Genomic DNA, 18,495 nt, shown 5'->3' with positions numbered 1-18,495 from the left:
ATATCATCATGATGTGGTTTTCATCAATCCTTTTTATCGAACGTATGATCTTTCTTTATGGTAAAACTTATGAAATGGAGGGGTTGTAATGGCGCTCCAATTTGTGATTGGACGTTCAGGTTCCGGAAAAACGGATCGCATGATTTCCGATATGAAAAAACAGGTGCTGAATGATCCCGCAGGCAGACCGATCATTTATATCGTGCCGGAGCAAATGTCTTTTCTATCTGAATACAGGCTGGCGGCAGACGATGAACTCGGCGGTACGATTCGTGCACAAGTTTACAGCTTCACCCGTCTCGCCTGGCGTGTTTTACAGGAAGAAGGGGGAATGAGCCGCCAGCACATTACACCGGCTGGCCGCAGCATTTTAATCCGCAAGATTATTGAGGAAAACAGGGAAGAACTTTCTGTTTTTGCCAAAGCCGCTGATAAAACAGGTTTTGTAAGCACGGTTGAAGGAATGCTCTCTGAATTCAGGCAGTATTTAATTACACCTGATGAGATGGAAAAATACCGCAGGAGTGTCCCGTCAGCCCTTGCTGATAAGTTAAGAGACTTACAAAAGATCTATACTGAATTTAATCAGGCGCTTGTCGGAAAATATACAGATACAGAGGATTATATGCGTCTTCTTGCACAAATGGCCGCAAAATCAGACTACATTCGGGAATCTGATATTTATATAGATGGTTTTCATAGTTTTACACCCCAAGAATACGACGTGATTCACGTACTAATGAATACAGCTCGAAATGTAACAATCGCGCTGACAACAGATCGTTCTTTTCGTGATCAAGATCCGGATGATACGCATCTGTTTCGATTAACCGGAAGAACGTATCACGATTTATATGAAATGGCAGTTGAATCTGGTGTTGATGTGAAAGAAGACACTGTCATGTATGGACACATGCGTCAAAAGAAAGAATCATTAATTCATTTAGAGTCACAGTTTGACAGACGTCCGGCAAGCAAGGACAAAAAAAGCCATGGGTTGACACTTTTGCAGGCTGCAGGAAGACGTGCAGAAATAGAAGGAGCGGCACGCGAAATCCGCCGGCTTGCCCGTACGGAAAACTACCGGTATAAACAAATAGCGCTTCTTGTTCGCAATGGAGAAGAGTACCGGTCGATTATTGAAACAGTGTTTGATGATTATAATATCCCATTTTTTATTGATCAGAAGCGTCCGATGCTGAATCATCCACTTATTGAGTTAATCCGGTCATCGCTCGAAGTAATTAGCGGCAACTGGCGTTATGAAGCGATCTTCCGAGCGGTTAAAACGGATTTATTATTTTCATTTGATGAACCTCGTGAAAACATGCGCCGTCGTATGGATTTGCTTGAAAACTATGTACTTGCACATGGCATATATGGCGATCGCTGGACGAACGGAGAAAGATGGACGTACCGCCGTTATATGGGTCTCGAGTTTACCACTGTTGCCCAAACGGATGAAGAACGAGCGTTTGAAAACCAGTTAAATGAGATGAAAGAAGAAATAGCCGCGCCTCTTTATCGACTTCAAAAACGATTAAAGCGTGCAAAACAAGCACTTGAATGCTGTCGTGCGCTGTATCAATTTATTGAAGAATTAAAAATTCCAGAGAAAATGGAACAGCTGTCGTTTGAAGCAGAAGCCCGGGGCGAATTGACTGCATCAGCTCAGCATAATCAAGCGTGGGATGCAGTAATTGGCATGCTGGATGAGTTTGTGGAAGTAGCAGGCGGGGAACGAATGGATGCGAAAAAATTTGCCGCTGTTTTGGACGCTGGTCTTGAAGAACTTGAATTTTCCATTGTTCCTCCCGCAGCAGATCAGGTAATTGTCGCGAATCCGGAAAAATCCAGATTGGCCGGTATTGAATCTGCTTTTGTCATTGGCATGAATGACGGTGTATTTCCTGCCCGTCAAATGGAAGACGGCATTCTTGACGACGAAGAAAGGGATGTGCTTATTTCAGCAGGAATGAATGTCGCACCAGGAAGCAAAACGAGATTGATGGATGAAGAGTTTGTCACATACCGAACATTAACCATACCAGCGAGCAGGTTATATGTATCGTGGCCAATTGCTGATTCAGAAGGTAAGTCGCTGCAGCCTTCTCCATATATAAAGAGATTAAAAGAGTTTTTTGAGAATCTAGAGGAACAGCTGCTTGCGAATGATCCAGCTGATTTACAAGCGGACGAACAACTTGAATACATCTGCCATCCAGATCCGACGCTTTCTTATTTAACATCACAGTTCCAGTTGAAAAAACGAGGCTATCCTCTCCACTCTTTCTGGTGGGATGCATATAATTTTTATATGCAAAGCCCTCAGAAACGAATGGCAGGGCTCGTTTTTGACAGTTTATATTATGAAAATAAAACAGATACGCTTAACGAAAAGACCGGTATTGATTTGTACGGAACAGACATGATTGCCAGTGTTTCGAGAATGGAAACATTCCATTCCTGCGCGTTCAGTCATTTTGCCCGCCATGGCTTGAAACTGCGTGACCGCCTTGTGTATCGTCTTGAAGCACCGGACATCGGTGATTTGTTTCACGGTGCCTTAAAGTGGATTGCGGAAGAAGTGGAGAGGCGTGGAATGAAGTGGCCCGATTTGACGAAGGAGCAGTGCCGTTCATTTGCCAAAAGTGCGGTCGAGGAGCTCGGCCCGAAACTGCAGAACCGTATATTAATGAGTTCTAACCGTTATTCATACATTCAGCACAAACTGGAACAGATTATTGCTCGAGCTTCTTCGGTATTGAGCGACCAGGCAAAGGTGAGCGGCTTCTCGCCAGTCGGGCTTGAGCTTGCATTTGGCCCGCGTTCTGAATTGCCCCCGCTCGTGTTTAATTTGAAAAATGGAGCCCGCATGTCCCTTGCCGGCCGCATTGATCGAGTCGATAAAGCGGAAGGCAGCAATGATACCTATTTGAGAGTCATAGATTATAAATCTGGCAGCCGCGATGTCGATATGACGGAAGTCTATTACGGTTTTGCCATGCAAATGTTAACGTACCTGGATATTGTACTGACACATTCGCCTCTTTTGACAGGGACGGAAGCACGTCCTGGCGGTGTTCTGTATTTCCATGTTCATAACCCTTATTTAAACACGAAAAAATTTATGACGGTTGAAGAAATTGAAAATGAAGTGATGAAAAGCTTTCGGATGAAAGGACTCATTTTAGGAGAAGACGAGGCAATTCATTTGATGGATGAACAGCTTGAGTCGGGTGATTCATTAATCATTCCGGCAGGCTTCAAAAAAGATGGAACCCTGTCTGCGCGGTCTAAAACAGCAGATGAGGATTCATTCGGAATGTTGCGGCGCCATGTGCGGCGATTATATGAAACTGCAGGAAATGATATTGTATCAGGTAACGTTGGCATTACACCTTATCGCTACAATAAAAAAACACCATGTACATTTTGTTCCTACCGGCAAGTCTGCCAGTTTGACGAATCGCTCGATGAAAACAGCTTTCGACTCATACGCCCGCGTAAAAATGAAGAGATTATTCAAATGATGAAGGAGGAAGAAGATGACGGAACTGTATAACATTCCGAAAAAGCCGTCAGACGCACTCTGGACAGACGATCAATGGAAAGCTGTTTATGCGCAAGGAAGTGATATTTTAGTTGCAGCTGCAGCCGGTTCCGGAAAAACGGCCGTCTTAGTAGAACGGATTATTCAAAAAATCATTCGCGATGATGCGCCGGTTGATGTGGATGAGCTGCTGGTTGTCACCTTTACAAATGCCGCAGCAGCGGAAATGAGGCACCGGATCGGCGAGGCGCTGGAACGGGAAATTGAACGCAATCCATCATCGAACCGGCTGCGCCGCCAGCTTCGTTTGTTAAATAAAGCTTCCATTTCAACATTGCATTCTTTTTGTCTCGAAGTCATTCGAAAATATTACTATATGATTGATATAGACCCTGCATTTCGGATAGCGGACGATACAGAAGCAGTGTTAATTCGCGATGAAGTGCTGGAAGAGTTGCTTGAAGAAGAATATGGAAAAGAGAACAATGAGTCCTTTTACCGGCTTGTCGACACTTTTTCTGGAGACAGAAGTGATGTGGAACTCCAAAAAGCGGTGATTCGGCTTTATGACTTTTCAAGGTCGCATCCGGAACCGGAAGAATGGCTGCGTGGAATTTCTGACATTTATGAGACCACGGATACGATTGATAATCTATTATTTATGAACCCATTAAAAAAAGATATCCGCTTTCAGCTGGAAAGCGCCCTGGCCATGTTAGACGAGGGGTTAATGATGACGGAGCTGCCAGGGGGTCCTGTTCCGCGCGCGGAAAATTTTCTGGCTGATGCCGCACAGGTGAGATCGGTCTTGCAATGTGAAACATGGGAAGAGATGTACAAAACGTTTCAAACAGTCAAGTTTCCAACACTGAAAATGTGCAAAGGGGACGAATATGATGAAGTGCTGAAAGAACGTTCAAAAACAGTACGGGACAATGCAAAAAAAATCATCAATGACTTAAAAGAAACCTTTTTTTCCCGTAAACCGGAAAACTGGCTTCGCGATATGGATGAAATGAAACCGGTAGTTGAAAGACTCGCACAGCTTGTTCTTGATTTTGCGTTGAGATATGAATCGGTGAAAAGAGAGCGGGGCATTACCGATTTTAGCGACCTTGAACATTACGCATTGTCGATATTAATGACTGATGGCCAGCCCACGGAAGCGGCAGAATCGTATAAACGCCGGTTTAAAGAAGTGCTGGTGGATGAATATCAGGACGTAAATATGGTACAGGAAACGATCGTCAGCCTTGTTTCGGCCAACGATGAACAAAAAGGAAATCTGTTCATGGTGGGCGATGTAAAACAATCCATTTACCGCTTTCGACTCGCTGAACCGGGATTGTTCCTCGGAAAATACAAACGTTTCCGTTCAGACGGCCTGGCTTCCGGATTAAAAATCTCCCTGTCACGTAATTTTAGAAGCCGAAGCGAAGTGCTTAATGGAACGAACTATTTATTTCAGCAAATTATGGGCACGGAGGTTGGTGAAATAGAATACGGATCAGAAGAAGCGCTTATACCGGGCGCTGCGTATCCGGATGCTTCTTATCCGGTCGAGGTGGCCCTGATAAACAGTGACGGACCGGAAACGACGGCTGAAGACGAAATTGACCGGGAAGATGCAGAACAGTCCCAAATTGAATCGCGGTTTATTGCATCCAAAATAAAAGAATTAATCGAATCCGGTTACCCTGTTTATGACCCGAAAACAAAATCAGAACGCCCGGTTCAGTACCGTGATATTGTGATTTTAATGCGTTCCCTCACATGGGTGCCGGAAATGATGGAAGAATTTAAACGTGCAGGCATCCCCGTTTATGCCAATACTTCCGGCGGTTACTTTCAAGCAACAGAGATATCGGTCATGCTTTCTTTATTGCAGGTTGTTGACAACCCGTTTCAAGATATCCCGCTGGCAGCTGTGCTGCGTTCACCTATTGTGCGCTGCACGGAAAATGAACTTGCCTTAATCAGGATTGCATCGAAAAAAGGGAGCTATTTTGAATCGCTGCTTGCCTTTATGGAGGATCCTGACAGTGACGCTTCATTAAAAGAAAAGGTACGTCCGTTTTTAGAGCATCTAGAAAAGTGGCGTTCGATCGGCAGAAGCGGTGCGCTGTCTGATCTAATATGGGAGTTGTACCTCGATACGCAGTTTTACGCGTTTGCTGGTGGAATGCCCGGAGGAAAGCAGCGCCAGGCGAATTTGCGGGCATTGTACGACAGGGCTCGTCAGTATGAAGAAACGTCATTCCGCGGATTGTTCCGCTTTCTCCGTTTCATCGAACGGATGCGTGAACGGGGAGATGACCTCGGTACAGCCCGAGCGCTGTCGGAACAGGAAGATGTTGTGCGCATCATGACGATTCATGCGAGTAAAGGGCTTGAATTTCCTGTCGTGTTCACAGCTGCTTCAGGCCGCCGGTTCAATACGATGGATTTAAACGGGCGCGTTTTGTTTGATAAAGATTACGGCCTGGCCGTGAAATATATGAACCCGGACAAGCGAATTGCGTGGCCGTCACTTGTTCAGCTTGCATTCCAGCGTAAAAAGAAGCTGGAACTACTTGCTGAAGAAATGCGTGTACTTTATGTTGCGATGACGCGTGCGAAAGAAAAATTGTTCATAACAGGCTCTGTCAAAAAAGCAGAAAAGAAAATGTTGGACTGGACACTGGCGGGTGAACATCATTCCATGTTGTTAAGCGATTCGGTAAGAGCATCGGCATCATCCTATCTGGACTGGATTGGACCTGCTTTAAGTCGGCATGCAGACCTTGATGGTTCTCATCCGTTATTAAAAGATCACCCATCCCGGTTTCATTTTTCAGTGATTGAATCTGCACAATTATTGTTAACAGAAGAACAGAAAGAAGAACAGCAGCAGGACACGTGGCTGGAATATATAAAAAAAAGGCAGTTGTATCCGGAAGAGTCATTGAGTAAAGAAGAAATTGAAGCACGGATGGGCTGGCAATATTCGTATCCTGAAGCGGTTCGCCTGCGTTCGAAACAATCGGTTTCAGATTTAAAACGAATAAATGATGTTTATAATGACGGGGCTTCTGATGAAACAGCACGTGCATACCGGCGTCCAGTGTTCAGACGTCCCCGCTTTATGCAGGAGAAGCAGTTGTCTCCCGCAGAAATAGGGACAGCAGTTCATACGGTTATGCAGCATGTTCCTTTAAGGCATGCACCAGAAGAGGTCGAAGTGGAACGGCTTAAAGAGGAATTAATTGATAAAGAACTCTTAACGATAGAACAGGCAGAAGCCGTTGATTCGGGAATCGTAGCAGCTTTCTTTAAATCAGAGCCGGGAAAAATGCTGCTTCATGCAGATCGTGTGCATCGTGAGCTGCCATTTAATATGGGGTTAACAGCTCGCGAAGCAGGGACAGCTGATTCAGACGAAAAAGTATTGATTCAAGGTGTCATTGATTGTCTTTTTGAGTATAAAGGAAATCTTTATTTACTAGATTATAAAACGGATGGTGTAACAGATCGTTTTGCTGGGGGATTTTCAGAAGCAGAGCCTGTTCTCAGAAAACGGTATGATGTGCAGATTCATTTGTATGCCAAAGCGATTGAACGCATCTGGAAGCAAAAGGTACACAAAAAGTTCGTCTTCTTTTTGGATGGTGCGAATGTAATGGAATATGAGTGAAAAAAGAACATTTCTGTTATGATAATGAAGGGAACGCCATAAGGGGAAGGAGCTTTTTTCGTGCAGTCTTTATCAGCAGGCGGACCGAAACGCATTATAGCAATTGATGTGTTAAGGGGGCTTTCTCTCTTCGGCATTTTTCTCGTCAATATGCTTTCGTTTCATTCGCCTTATATTTACTACAATCCATATGAATGGTGGAAAACATCTCAAGATTTGGCCGCCTTTTCATGGGTGGACATCCTTGTCCAGTCCAGTTTTTATCCGCTTTTTGCGATGATGTTTGGCTTTGGTGCAGCAATGCAGTATGAAAAAGCAAAGCAGCAAGGTCAGCCATTTGTTTGGACCGGTATTCGCCGTTTTACGTTTTTAATGGTGCTCGGTCTCGTTCATGCTTTTTTCATTTGGCCGGGTGATATTTTATTCAATTATGCAGTATGCGGCTTTTTGCTTTTACTTTTCTTGCGGTTATCAGGACGGATGTTACTTATAGTTGGCACGCTCTTACTATTTTTGCCCGCTATTGCATTGAGTCTTATGCTTATAATGGCCGCGTACATGGACCCGTACAGCACTGTATATTGGACGGATATCGCATCTGTTTCCGCCTCCATTGCCGCTTATGGAAGCGGAACGTATGCTGAGATTACAACGCAGCGGATGAACGACTGGCTGAATGTAAACATTGTTGACGGTGCGTTCTTCTACCAGCTGATTTCAATTTTGCCGTTCTTGTTTATCGGGGCAGGTGCTTACAAACTGGATATAGTCGGAAAGTGGACAAGCAGACCGAAAAAAACAGCTTTTATTTTTCTTGTTTTTTTCGTAACCGGTCTTCTTTTAAAAGGAGTTCCGACCATTTTCGACCGCAGCAATATTGCATACAGTTATATTCAAGATTCGATAGGTGGTCCGATCTTGGGCGTTTCCTATGCTGCTCTTATTATTCTGTTATGTTCGTTTGCTAAGTCGTATCATTTGCTGAAACCGTTCGCTGCAGCCGGAAAAATGTCATTGACGAATTATTTAACGCAGTCGATCATCGGTACACTCATTTTTTATCATTATGGACTGGGGTTTTATGGACAAATTACAGTGTCTACTGGCATATGGCTTTGTGTTACGATCTATGCCGTCCAGGTGATTGCATCCAACTTGTGGCTTGAACGATTTCAACAGGGGCCGTTTGAATTATTGTGGCGTACAGCTTCATATGGGAAAAGGGGGAAACAAGGATGAAATGGATCAGTTTTAATGTGGATGGAAATGAGCAATACGGACTGTACAATGTACAGGAAAAAACAGTTGCAGCGGTATCAAAAATGGAAGGCTCGCCAAAGTCGTTCACTGAAGCGCTTGGGGATCCCGACTTTATGGAAAAAGCAGTTCGCTTGGCTGACTCTGCACCGAGAATAAATGAATCAGATATTGAGTGGCTTGCACCGATTCCTCGGCCGTTAAAAAACATTTTCTGTGTCGGTAAAAATTATCGTGACCATGCTGTTGAAATGGGCGGTAAATCAAGTGTGCCGGAGCATCCAATGATCTTTACGAAAGCACCTACGACAGTTTCTGCAAACCATGCACCGATACCTGCCTACGAATCTTTAACGGATTATCTTGATTATGAGGGTGAATTGGCTGTCATCATTGGAAAAAAAGGAAAAGAGATTTCCCGTGCTGAAGCGATGGATTACGTGTTTGGCTACACAGTGTTAAACGATGTGACAGCACGCGATATTCAAAATCGTCATAAACAATACTTTCTTGGGAAAAGCCTTGATTCCACATGTCCAATGGGACCGTGGATTGTGACGAAAGATGAAATTGCGAATCCACATGACTTGGGAATCATAACAAGAGTGAATGGTGAAATCCGCCAGCAGTCCAATACGTCGCAGTTTATCTTTCCGATTGATGAAATTATTCACGTCCTGTCTAAAGGGATGACGCTTGAACCGGGTGATATTATCGCAACAGGCACCCCGGCGGGTGTCGGCTTTGCGATGAATCCGAAAAGGACACTGCGCAAGGGAGATTCGGTTGAAATTACAATTGAATCTGTCGGTACTTTGACAAATAAAGTACAATGATTGTATGGTACGATAATCATGCAATAGGAAGGAGGATAAACATGGACTTTTTATCAACGAATACCCATTTGCACATTACAACGTGGGCAGTAGCGGTTATTTTGTTTTTTATTGCACTGGGTAAGCCGTCAAAAGGCGTACATATGGCTCTCCGATTATTTTATGTGCTTATTTTGATCTCTGGATTCTTGCTGTTCATGAAATACAATTCTGTTGATCCGATGATGTACGGTTTGAAAATGCTTGGTGGTATTTTGACAATCGGTTTAATGGAAATGACGCTTGTCCGCAAAAAGAAAGGCAAAGGAACAAGCGGTGTGTTAATTGGAGCAGTTATTTTGCTTCTCATTACCATCGTTCTCGGTTTCAGACTGCCAATCGGATTTTGACGAAAAAAGCTGCGCGGTGTATAAACAACGCGCAGCTTTTTGCTATAATAAGAGAAAAGGAGCTGATCTGGTGTTTCCTGTTTTATTATGGTTGATTGTTTTCGCTCTTTTTGTTTACACGGTGCGGTCTGTTTCCACTCATATGAAACCATCTGAAACCCCGCAATCTCCCGAACTCAATGAAACGGAAGAAGATTGTCCTGATAAGTAACCGTCTTTTCATAAAGAAGAGGCGGTTTTTTTGTATTTAAAAATGACTGATTGCGGTAGTTTTTAAACATTGTCTGTTTCTTGAACATTGCCGACATCGTTTGACGCAAAGTGCTAAAAAGCGTACTCTAAATTATGGACAACCATTTTGACGCAGGGGGAAAAGGCAGTGAAAAGACAATTATTTTCGCTCGTCATGATCCCGCTTCTCCTTTTTTCTTCTAATGCCGCACTGGCTGAAGAAAAAAGTGAGAAATGGCATGATGAAACGATTTATTTTTTAATGACAGACCGTTTTATGAACGGGGATCATACGAATGATCAGCAGGTAAATAATGAAGACCCGTCTGCATATCAGGGCGGGGATTTAAAGGGCGCAGCTGACCAGCTTGATTATTTGCAGGAAATGGGGATCACAGCAGTTGTGGTTTCACCTGTATTTGAAAACGAAGCAGGTGCATATCACGGCTACAGCGTGACGGATTACAGCAAATTGAATGAACAGTTTGGAACGAAAAAAGATCTTCAGAAGCTCGTGAAAAAAGCACATGAATTAAAAATACGGGTTCTCGTTGATTTTCCAGCGACACGTGTCAGTACGGATCATGTATGGCTAAGTGATACGGACAAAGCTGATTGGTTTACGTCGCGGTCAAACCAGCAGGATCCAGCATGGCTTGGAGAAATGGCTGAGCTGAATACAGCGAATTCAGACGTTCAAAAAGCGCTTGTCGATGCAGCGGAAACACTTGCAGATGATACTGAGATTGACGGGTATTTTTTCAGCAACGCATCCCAAGCAGAACCTGCATTCTGGACTGCTTTTGCGGACCGTCTTTCTAAACTTCACTTAATTGGTGAATTGAAAGATATGACACCGGAAGAAGGTGCCGCGTATGAAGAAGCAGGGCTTGATTCCGTGACGGCTCCCTGGGTTCAGGAGCCGCTGCGTAAACAGTTTGCAACGGTGGATCGCTCATCAGAAGAAGTGAAGAACCTTCTATTAAAAGAACAAGAAGTTTTGAATAATCCCCTTTCGACGATTCATGTAACAGACTCAGTATTAACTGACCGGTTTACACTCGATATGGCCAATGAAAATATGTTTCCAGGGGCAAGATGGAAAATGGCTTTAACCTATATGTACACAACACCGGGAACGCCGGCTATTTTTTATGCATCTGAGATTGCCCAGAATGGGGAATCGGGTGTTGATTCTCACGGATTGATGAACTTCCGCACCGATCAGGAACTTGTTGATTATATTAAACAGATTGCGGTCTTGCGCTCTGATTTGCCAGCGCTTAGACGCGGTACATATGAGCCGCTCTATGAAAAAGACGGCATGTCCGTCTTTAAGCGGCAATACAAGGATGAAACACTGATCGTCGCAATAAACAATACAGGTGAAACAAAAAAAGTGACGATTCCAGCAGAAGAACTTGATCCAGATAAAGAATTAAGAGGACTTCTCGCCGGTGATATGTCACGCGCTGCAGATGGAGGATTTACGCTTATTTTGGACCGTGAAGAAGCGGAGATTTACGCACTCGCGGAAAAAACAGGCATCAATTTTGCGTTTATCGGTGCAATGGCAGTTGTATATGTCACCTTTATGATTTTCTTGTATATTGTCTGGAAACGAGGGAAACGGGCAGTGAATAAAGAATAAAAAAACGGAAGCTCCAGTCAGCTTCCGTTTTTTTATTCACGGGACGTCGTGCCCCATTGAGCTTTGTAGAATGGCGAACCACTGGTCATGGTTAAGGGTTAGCCTAAGTGAGCGTACAGCTGCGTCTATGCGCTCTTTTTTCCCGGTTCCGATAATTGGCATGATCCGTGCCGGGTGTTGAAGCAGCCATGCGTAAAGCACTTCGTCGATCCCGTCTGCACCGATTTCACGACGAACTTCTTCAAGTGTTTTGCGAAGGCGGTCGGCTTTTTTATCAGTGCCTAGAAAAATAGAACCGCCTGCGAGCGGTGACCAGGCCATTGGTGCAATTCGCTTTTCCATGCATAAACTGAGCGTGCCGTCTTCAAAATTTTCAAGCTTATACGCTGACAATTCCAATTGGTTCGTCACTAAGGGGAATGGCAGGTAGGACTCAAGCATCCGCCACTCGTTTTCTTTAAAATTTGAAATACCAAAATGCCGTACTTTGCCGGACTCTTTCAACGCCACAAAGGCTTCAGCTGTTTCCTGAGGATCCATGAACGGGTCCGGTCTATGGATTAGAAGAAGATCGATGTAGTCAGTCTGCAGGTTGCGCAGTGAGTTTTCAACAGACGTTAAAATATGTGATTTCGATGTATTGTAATGATGTGTTTTATGTTCCGGGCGCTGTTTTGAAGGCAGAACGATGCCGCATTTTGTGACGATTTCCATTCGATCCCGCAGTGAAGGTTTCATTTTTAACGCATCGCCGAATAAAGCTTCACACGTATAGCTTCCGTAAATATCGGCGTGGTCAAATGTGGTAATGCCGTGTTCAAATGCATATTCTATCAAGCTTAATGTTTCTGTATTAGAATAATTCCATTTAGCAAGCCGCCATGATCCATGAATGAATCGTGAAAAAGACAGATCTTCTGTCAGTTGAATTCGTTCCATATATTCCATCCTCATCTGTTTAAATTACACATGTATGTTTAATGATAAACGTTTCTCGAGAAAAAGAGCAACACCGTCCTCTTCATTTGAGGCGGTCGTTTCGTTTGCAATCGATTTTAATTCCTTAATTCCATTGCCCATGGCCACGCCAGTGCCGGCAAATTCAATCATTTCTAGATCGTTGTCTTCGTCGCCGAATGCGATGATTCGTTCAGGAGGGATGCCGATCCAGTCCGAAACGCGCTTTAAGCCGACCGCTTTGCTCAAGCCGCTTTTGATGATCTCAATAACATGCCAGGGTGCAGCCCAGCGCCGGTGGTCGATTACTTCTGCATGTACACCGCTTAAATGCCGGCGAATATCGGGCACCTGTTCTTCTGTCGCATGGATCAGCATACTTGTTGGATGATCTGTAAGCATGGTTCGTAAATCTCCAGTTGTGACGCTAGGGTTGCCCATGTTAAACACATCGATCAATTTTTCGTCATGATAGTGAAAATAGACATCATCGAGCACTTCGGCAATAATGTTGTAAAAAGTGAAAGAGTGACATGCTTCCACGATATCGATAGCTGTTTTTAAATCCATTGGCTCGTGAAACATGCCCCATTTATCGTTTCCTGGATGATGAACGAAGGCGCCGTTAAAGTTAATGATCGGTGTTTTCAATCCGAGTTCATTGTAATATGGAGCGCTGGAGCGGAAAGGACGCCCTGTTGCAATCATTACTTCATGGCCATGATCCATTGCTTTATGGATCGTATTCTTTGTGCGCGCTGAAATCGTTTTTTCATCGGTCAATAATGTTCCATCAAGATCAAGGACAATTAAATGTTTTTCCATACGTGACATTTCTCTCCTTTTTCTGTTTCTGAATTTAAGTGTAGAGCGTTGGAAGGCAATTTGTAAAGAAGACAGGCTTTTTACTCATCATTTTCCCGCGTGTCTGTTATGATAAGTGGAGGTAAAATGAAGAGGAGTGTTGAAAATGGATCAAGATTTAAAAGAAAATATTATGGGGGCGCTTGAGCAGGTTGTCGACCCGGAGTTAGGGATCGATATTGTGAATCTTGGCCTTGTCTATGATATTGATATGGATGACGAAGGAAAAACAACCATTACGATGACGTTGACATCAATGGGCTGTCCTTTAGCGGGTGTCATTGTGGATCAGGTAAAAGCAGCGCTTGCCGACATTCCAGAAGTGAAAGAAGTGGATGTGAACATCGTCTGGACTCCTGTCTGGTCACGCGACATGATGTCACGCTACGCGAAAATTGCATTAGGCATTCAGTAAAAAGATGGCTCCGTAAGCGGGGCCATCTTTTTGATTCGATCACTTAATCCTATTCATAAATAAAACAATCGGCCCGGCGATAAAACAATACAGCGCAAAGTAAATCAAATTTCCTTTTTCCATAATGTACATAAACCATTTCAATAAAAATAGGTTATCACAAACGAAACCGACAAACGCAAGAGTATACGGGATAATGGCATTCTCATGGTCATATCGCCATTATTTTTTCGTCCCGTAAATTACAGATCGTAAATAAGGCTATTCCGGTAATAATAACCGAAAAAATATTGAGCCAGCTATAAATGCCAGCTGGAAGATACTTTGAGTGGTTCTGTAAGTTCCTGGAACAATCCAAGAAACCAATATTTTACTCATAAAAATGTCTTCCCTAATTATCCTCTATCACTATAAATGTAAGCTGCTACTTTACCAGTAAGGCATTTTTTTCACGCCGTTTTCTTTGCGAAAAAAAAGGGAATATTTTAAAATGAACAAAAGGTCAAATAAGGTCAAGGGGGTTTTGACATGAATATGGACAAAATGACATATACGATGCAGGAAGCGCTCGCCGCTGCACAGCAAAGCGCCGTAGAACGAAGCCACTCTGACGTTGATACTTTACATATGCTGACGGCTCTCTCAACGAAAGAAGACGGGTTGTTCAGCCGGATTTTTGAACGTGCAGGCATGAAAAAAGCCGTATTGCTGCGGTTTTTAAAGGAAGCGATCCAAACAAAACCTGCTGTCTCCGGGGATGCACAATATGGCGCATATTTATCAAGCGGACTGAACACCTGGTTTCAAAATGCGGCAGCAAAACAAAAAGAATGGGATGATTCATATTTATCGGTTGAACATATGGCGGCTTCTATTTTTTCTGCAGGTAACTTAATCACAGAGTTTTTGAATAAAGAGAATGTGACCGAAAAAGCAATTTTAGAAGCGATCCAAGATATTAGGGGGAATGAAAAAGTGACGACACAAAATCCTGAAGCGGGCTATGAGGCTCTTTCAAAATACGGACGTGATTTAGTGGAGGAAGTGCGCGCCGGAAAAATAGACCCCGTCATTGGCCGGGATGATGAGATTCGGCATGTGATCCGCATTTTATCGCGGAAGACCAAAAACAATCCGGTGTTGATCGGCGAACCGGGAACCGGGAAAACGGCCATTGTTGAAGGGCTAGCTTGGCGAATCGTCCGCAAAGATGTGCCAGATGGGCTGAAAGACAAAACCATTTTTTCTCTTGATATGAGTTCACTAATTGCCGGTGCGAAATTCCGGGGTGAGTTTGAAGAACGGTTAAAAGCCGTATTAAATGAGGTGAAAAAAAGCGACGGCAATATTTTGTTGTTTATTGATGAAATTCATACAATTGTTGGTGCCGGGAAAACGGAAGGATCCATGGATGCAGGCAATATGCTCAAGCCGATGCTTGCGCGCGGCGAATTGCATTGTATTGGGGCGACCACGCTGGATGAACATCGTCAAAACATTGAAAAGGATCCGGCGCTTGAACGACGGTTTCAACCTGTCCTTGTATCAGAACCGGCGATTGAAGATACGATTTCCATTTTGCGGGGATTAAAAGAACGGTTTGAAATTCATCATGGTGTGAACATACACGACCGGGCGCTTGTCGCCGCGGCCACATTATCAAACCGCTACATAACGGACCGCTTTTTGCCCGATAAAGCGATTGACCTTGTCGATGAAGCTTGTGCGATGATCCGGACGGAAATTGATTCGATGCCGACAGAACTTGATGCCGTTATGCGCCGTGTCATGCAGCTAGAAATTGAAGAGGCGGCACTTCGAAAGGAAAAAGATGCTGAAAGTGCTGTGCGCCTGGGGCAGATTCAAAAAGAACTCGCCGACTTAAAAGAGCAGGCAGATACGATGAAAGCACAATGGATGGGCGAAAAAGACGCCATTATGCATGTAAAGGAGAAGCGAGGGGAGCTGGACCGTCTTCGGCGCGAGCTTGAAGATGCGGAGAGCCGCTACGATTTAAACCGGGCAGCTGAACTGCGGCACGGTCAAATCCCAGCTGTTGAAAAAGAGCTCTTGGAACTGGAAGCGGAAGCTGCTGATAAAAAGGATAACCGTCTTCTTCGGGAAGAGGTAACAGAGGAAGAGATCGCCTCGATTGTCGCGCGGTGGACGGGAATTCCCGTAACGAAGCTGGTGGAAGGGGAAAGAGAAAAGCTTTTGCGGCTGGAGGAAATTTTGCACGAGCGGGTCATTGGCCAGGATGAAGCGGTATCTCTTGTTAGTGATGCGGTCATCCGGGCACGTGCCGGAATTAAAGATCCGAACCGGCCAATCGGCTCCTTTTTATTCCTTGGCCCAACTGGTGTCGGGAAAACAGAACTTGCAAAGACGCTTGCTGATGTCTTATTTGACAGCGAAGAGCAGATGATTCGTCTCGATATGTCCGAGTACATGGAGAAGCATTCCGTGTCACGGCTTGTCGGTGCACCTCCGGGTTATGTCGGATATGAAGAAGGAGGTCATCTGACCGAAGCAATCCGCCGCCGTCCATACTCGGTTGTTCTCCTTGATGAAGTGGAAAAAGCACATCCTGATGTGTTTAACATTTTATTGCAAATGCTTGATGATGGACGTATCACTGATTCACAGGGAAGGATGGTCGACTGTAAAAATACGGTCGTCATTATGACGTCAAATATTGGCTCGTCTCACTTGCTAGATGCCGGCGGCGAGGGTGAAATTCCAGAAGAAGCAAAAAACAATGTCATGATGCAGCTGCGTTCACATTTCCGCCCGGAATTTTTAAACCGGGTAGATGATATTGTCTTATTTAAACCGCTCACCCGCGATCATTTAAAAGGGATTGCCGGCAAGCTGCTTGAAGGATTAGCAGCGCGGCTTGAAGACCGGGGGATTTTACTTACGGTGACTGACGCTGCGAAAGAGATGATCGCGGTTGAAGGTTATGATCCTGTATTTGGTGCCAGGCCGCTGAAACGGTTTATTCAGCGCCAAATTGAAACGAAAGCGGCCCGTTCCATTATTGCCGGTGAGATCGTGTCAGGAAAAACGGCCATTGTCGATGTGGAGAATGGAGAACTTGTTGTGAAATCATGAAAAAAAGCGCAGTGGACAAAAATCCGCTGCGCTTTTCTTATTCTTCAATACTTGTATCTTTCTTTCCAAGATCATACGCTTCTTGCATAACACTCATGAATAAACCGAAAAAAGGTTCTGCCAGAGCAGGGGAAAATTCGATGCCTGCTTCCTTCAGCTTTTCCTGTGCTTCAGGCAAGTACTTCATGGCAATTTGCATAAATTCCATATTCTTATTATCCATTTTCTTTCTCCTTTATTGTCCCGGTAATTGGCCGGTTTTTTTATAATCGTCAATGAGCTTATCCATTTTGGCAGCAAATTCAGGATCAATTGACTCCCCAAAAGGACTAAGCGAAATGACGTTATCTGCAAAATCGAAGCTGACATTGCCAGAATCCAGGCTGCCTTCCGCATATTGACCTGCTACAAGGCTATAGAGACGGTCGACATGTTGAACTGTGCTCGTTAATACTGTATCCCGGCCAAGATCAGATTGATCGGATACGTAGCCGATTGCCCGCAAATTGTGTTCCTTTACTTTCTCTATGACCGGTACATTGTAGCCGTCTCCAGCAGGATATATAACATCTGCCCCAGCAGCAATTGCTTTGTCTAATACAGCAAGAGCTGTCTCTGTGTCGTCCCAGTTGTTTACATATTCAGTAATGACTTTAGCATCGGGATTCACGTAAAGAGCTCCATCATTAAAACCCTTTACCTCTGGCTGCCATTGAAAGGTCGCAATGACGGCAATCGTATCCGTTTTGGATGCGTGTGCTGCTGTCATCCCGCCAAAAAAGCCCATCGCATGTCCTTCGAATTTTAAGCTGGTTGTGTTTTTTCGTTTTGCATCACCATTAAAGCTGACAAAATGAATGTTTGGATAATCCGGTGCAATTTTATTAAAGTATTCAGCATACTCCATCCCATGTCCAAAAATGAGGTTGACTCCTTTATGGGCCAGTTCATCTACTGCACGTTCGGCGAGTGCCTGAGAATTAATCCGCTCTTTATAAAACACATCGACGCCGTATTCAGATTGAATCTTCAACATTCCTTTATAGCCTTTCGTTCCCCATACCTGGTCGCTGATTGTGTCTGTAATCAGCATGCCGGCACTTGTCATTTCACTCTTTTCCGTTTCATTGCTGCAGCCGGTCATAAGTAAAATAACGGTAAGGATAAACAGGCTGATCCATTTTTTCATCATGTTGTTCTCTCCTAATTATCTTTACACTCCTATATTATTTTACCGTAAAAATCGTCAAGAAAAAGAAAAACTTTTTTATGCTGTGCGTTCTGTATTATGCTAATATTATGGTCAGAGTACATAAAAGTAATTAAGGAGGTATATCAGTGCAATATATCATGACATTTATTTGGACACTTATTTTGTCTGAAATGGTTGTATACGTTGTTTCATCAATGAATGGGGCAACATTCCATTTTGAAACAGGCGTATTAATTTCGATTGCCGTCACGATTTTGTTATTTATCTTGACAGCATTAATTCCGAATGACCCTATTGAAAAACATTGATAAACATGAAAACGGGTTCCTTTTTATGGGAGTC

The 18,495-nt window shown here is 43.9% G+C and carries 13 protein-coding genes; 9 read left to right on the top strand and 4 right to left on the bottom strand.

The genetic code is table 11. The annotated features are described in order from the left end of the window. Window positions 1–88: 88 nt before the first annotated feature. From addB to BTO28_RS09015, 6 genes are all read left to right on the top strand, one after another. Window positions 89–3,565, top strand: a complete 3,477-nt coding sequence (addB, locus tag BTO28_RS09040) for a helicase-exonuclease AddAB subunit AddB (protein ID WP_076765440.1) — start codon at window positions 89–91, stop codon at window positions 3,563–3,565. Then, a complete protein-coding gene (gene addA / locus BTO28_RS09035; RefSeq protein WP_076765438.1) occupies window positions 3,549–7,226 on the top strand; it encodes a helicase-exonuclease AddAB subunit AddA in 3,678 nt (1,225 codons plus the stop codon). The genes addB and addA overlap by 17 nt, the downstream gene beginning before the upstream one ends. A 60-nt stretch (window positions 7,227–7,286) precedes the next feature. After that, the gene (locus BTO28_RS09030) at window positions 7,287–8,465 is read left to right on the top strand and encodes a DUF418 domain-containing protein (RefSeq protein WP_076765436.1); all 1,179 of its coding nucleotides are present in this window, start codon (window positions 7,287–7,289) and stop codon (window positions 8,463–8,465) included. Further along, window positions 8,462–9,319 carry a fumarylacetoacetate hydrolase family protein gene (locus BTO28_RS09025; protein WP_076765435.1) on the top strand — a complete coding sequence of 286 codons (858 nt, stop codon included), beginning with the start codon at window positions 8,462–8,464 and terminating at the stop codon, window positions 9,317–9,319. Before BTO28_RS09030 ends, BTO28_RS09025 begins: the two co-directional genes overlap by 4 nt. A gap of 41 nt (window positions 9,320–9,360) precedes the next feature. After that, a complete protein-coding gene (locus tag BTO28_RS09020; protein WP_076765433.1) occupies window positions 9,361–9,708 on the top strand; it encodes a YisL family protein in 348 nt (115 codons plus the stop codon). A 379-nt stretch (window positions 9,709–10,087) separates the two neighbouring features. Then, window positions 10,088–11,590 (top strand): alpha-amylase family glycosyl hydrolase, encoded by a 1,503-nt coding sequence (locus BTO28_RS09015; protein ID WP_083711429.1) that lies wholly within the window; start codon window positions 10,088–10,090, stop codon window positions 11,588–11,590. 36 nt (window positions 11,591–11,626) lie between these two features. On the opposite strand, the gene BTO28_RS09010 is transcribed toward BTO28_RS09015, so the two are convergent. Both BTO28_RS09010 and BTO28_RS09005 read right to left on the bottom strand, forming a co-directional pair. Continuing rightward, window positions 11,627–12,529 (bottom strand): aldo/keto reductase, encoded by a 903-nt coding sequence (locus BTO28_RS09010; protein WP_076765431.1) that lies wholly within the window; start codon window positions 12,527–12,529, stop codon window positions 11,627–11,629. 24 nt (window positions 12,530–12,553) lie between these two features. Next, window positions 12,554–13,372: a Cof-type HAD-IIB family hydrolase gene (locus BTO28_RS09005; protein WP_076765429.1), complete on the bottom strand. Its 819-nt coding sequence runs from the start codon at window positions 13,370–13,372 to the stop codon at window positions 12,554–12,556. 145 nt (window positions 13,373–13,517) lie between these two features. Here BTO28_RS09005 and BTO28_RS09000 point away from each other — a divergent pair, with 145 nt between their 5' ends. Beyond that, complete coding sequence (locus BTO28_RS09000) at window positions 13,518–13,826, top strand: metal-sulfur cluster assembly factor (protein WP_076765427.1); 309 nt, start codon at window positions 13,518–13,520, stop codon at window positions 13,824–13,826. A 528-nt stretch (window positions 13,827–14,354) separates the two neighbouring features. After that, the gene (clpB, locus tag BTO28_RS08995; RefSeq protein ID WP_076765425.1) at window positions 14,355–16,940 is read left to right on the top strand and encodes an ATP-dependent chaperone ClpB; all 2,586 of its coding nucleotides are present in this window, start codon (window positions 14,355–14,357) and stop codon (window positions 16,938–16,940) included. 37 nt (window positions 16,941–16,977) lie between these two features. Here clpB and BTO28_RS08990 read toward each other — a convergent pair whose 3' ends face one another. Both BTO28_RS08990 and BTO28_RS08985 read right to left on the bottom strand, forming a co-directional pair. After that, window positions 16,978–17,163 (bottom strand): ComZ family protein, encoded by a 186-nt coding sequence (locus BTO28_RS08990; RefSeq protein ID WP_076765423.1) that lies wholly within the window; start codon window positions 17,161–17,163, stop codon window positions 16,978–16,980. Window positions 17,164–17,175: 12 nt separating this feature from the next. Further along, a complete protein-coding gene (locus BTO28_RS08985) occupies window positions 17,176–18,132 on the bottom strand; it encodes a BMP family ABC transporter substrate-binding protein (protein ID WP_076765421.1) in 957 nt (318 codons plus the stop codon). A gap of 146 nt (window positions 18,133–18,278) precedes the next feature. On the opposite strand from BTO28_RS08985, the gene BTO28_RS08980 reads away from it, so the two are divergent. Continuing rightward, on the top strand, window positions 18,279–18,461 hold the full coding sequence (locus BTO28_RS08980) for a YjzD family protein (protein ID WP_076765419.1): 183 nt from the start codon (window positions 18,279–18,281) through the stop codon (window positions 18,459–18,461). Window positions 18,462–18,495 lie beyond the last annotated feature (34 nt).

The sequence above is a fragment of the Domibacillus epiphyticus genome (assembly GCF_001975785.1).
Taxonomy (GTDB): Bacteria; Bacillota; Bacilli; order Bacillales; family Domibacillaceae; genus Domibacillus; species Domibacillus epiphyticus.
Note: the sequence above shows the minus strand (reverse complement) of the source record. Positions and strands in the feature narration are given on the sequence as shown.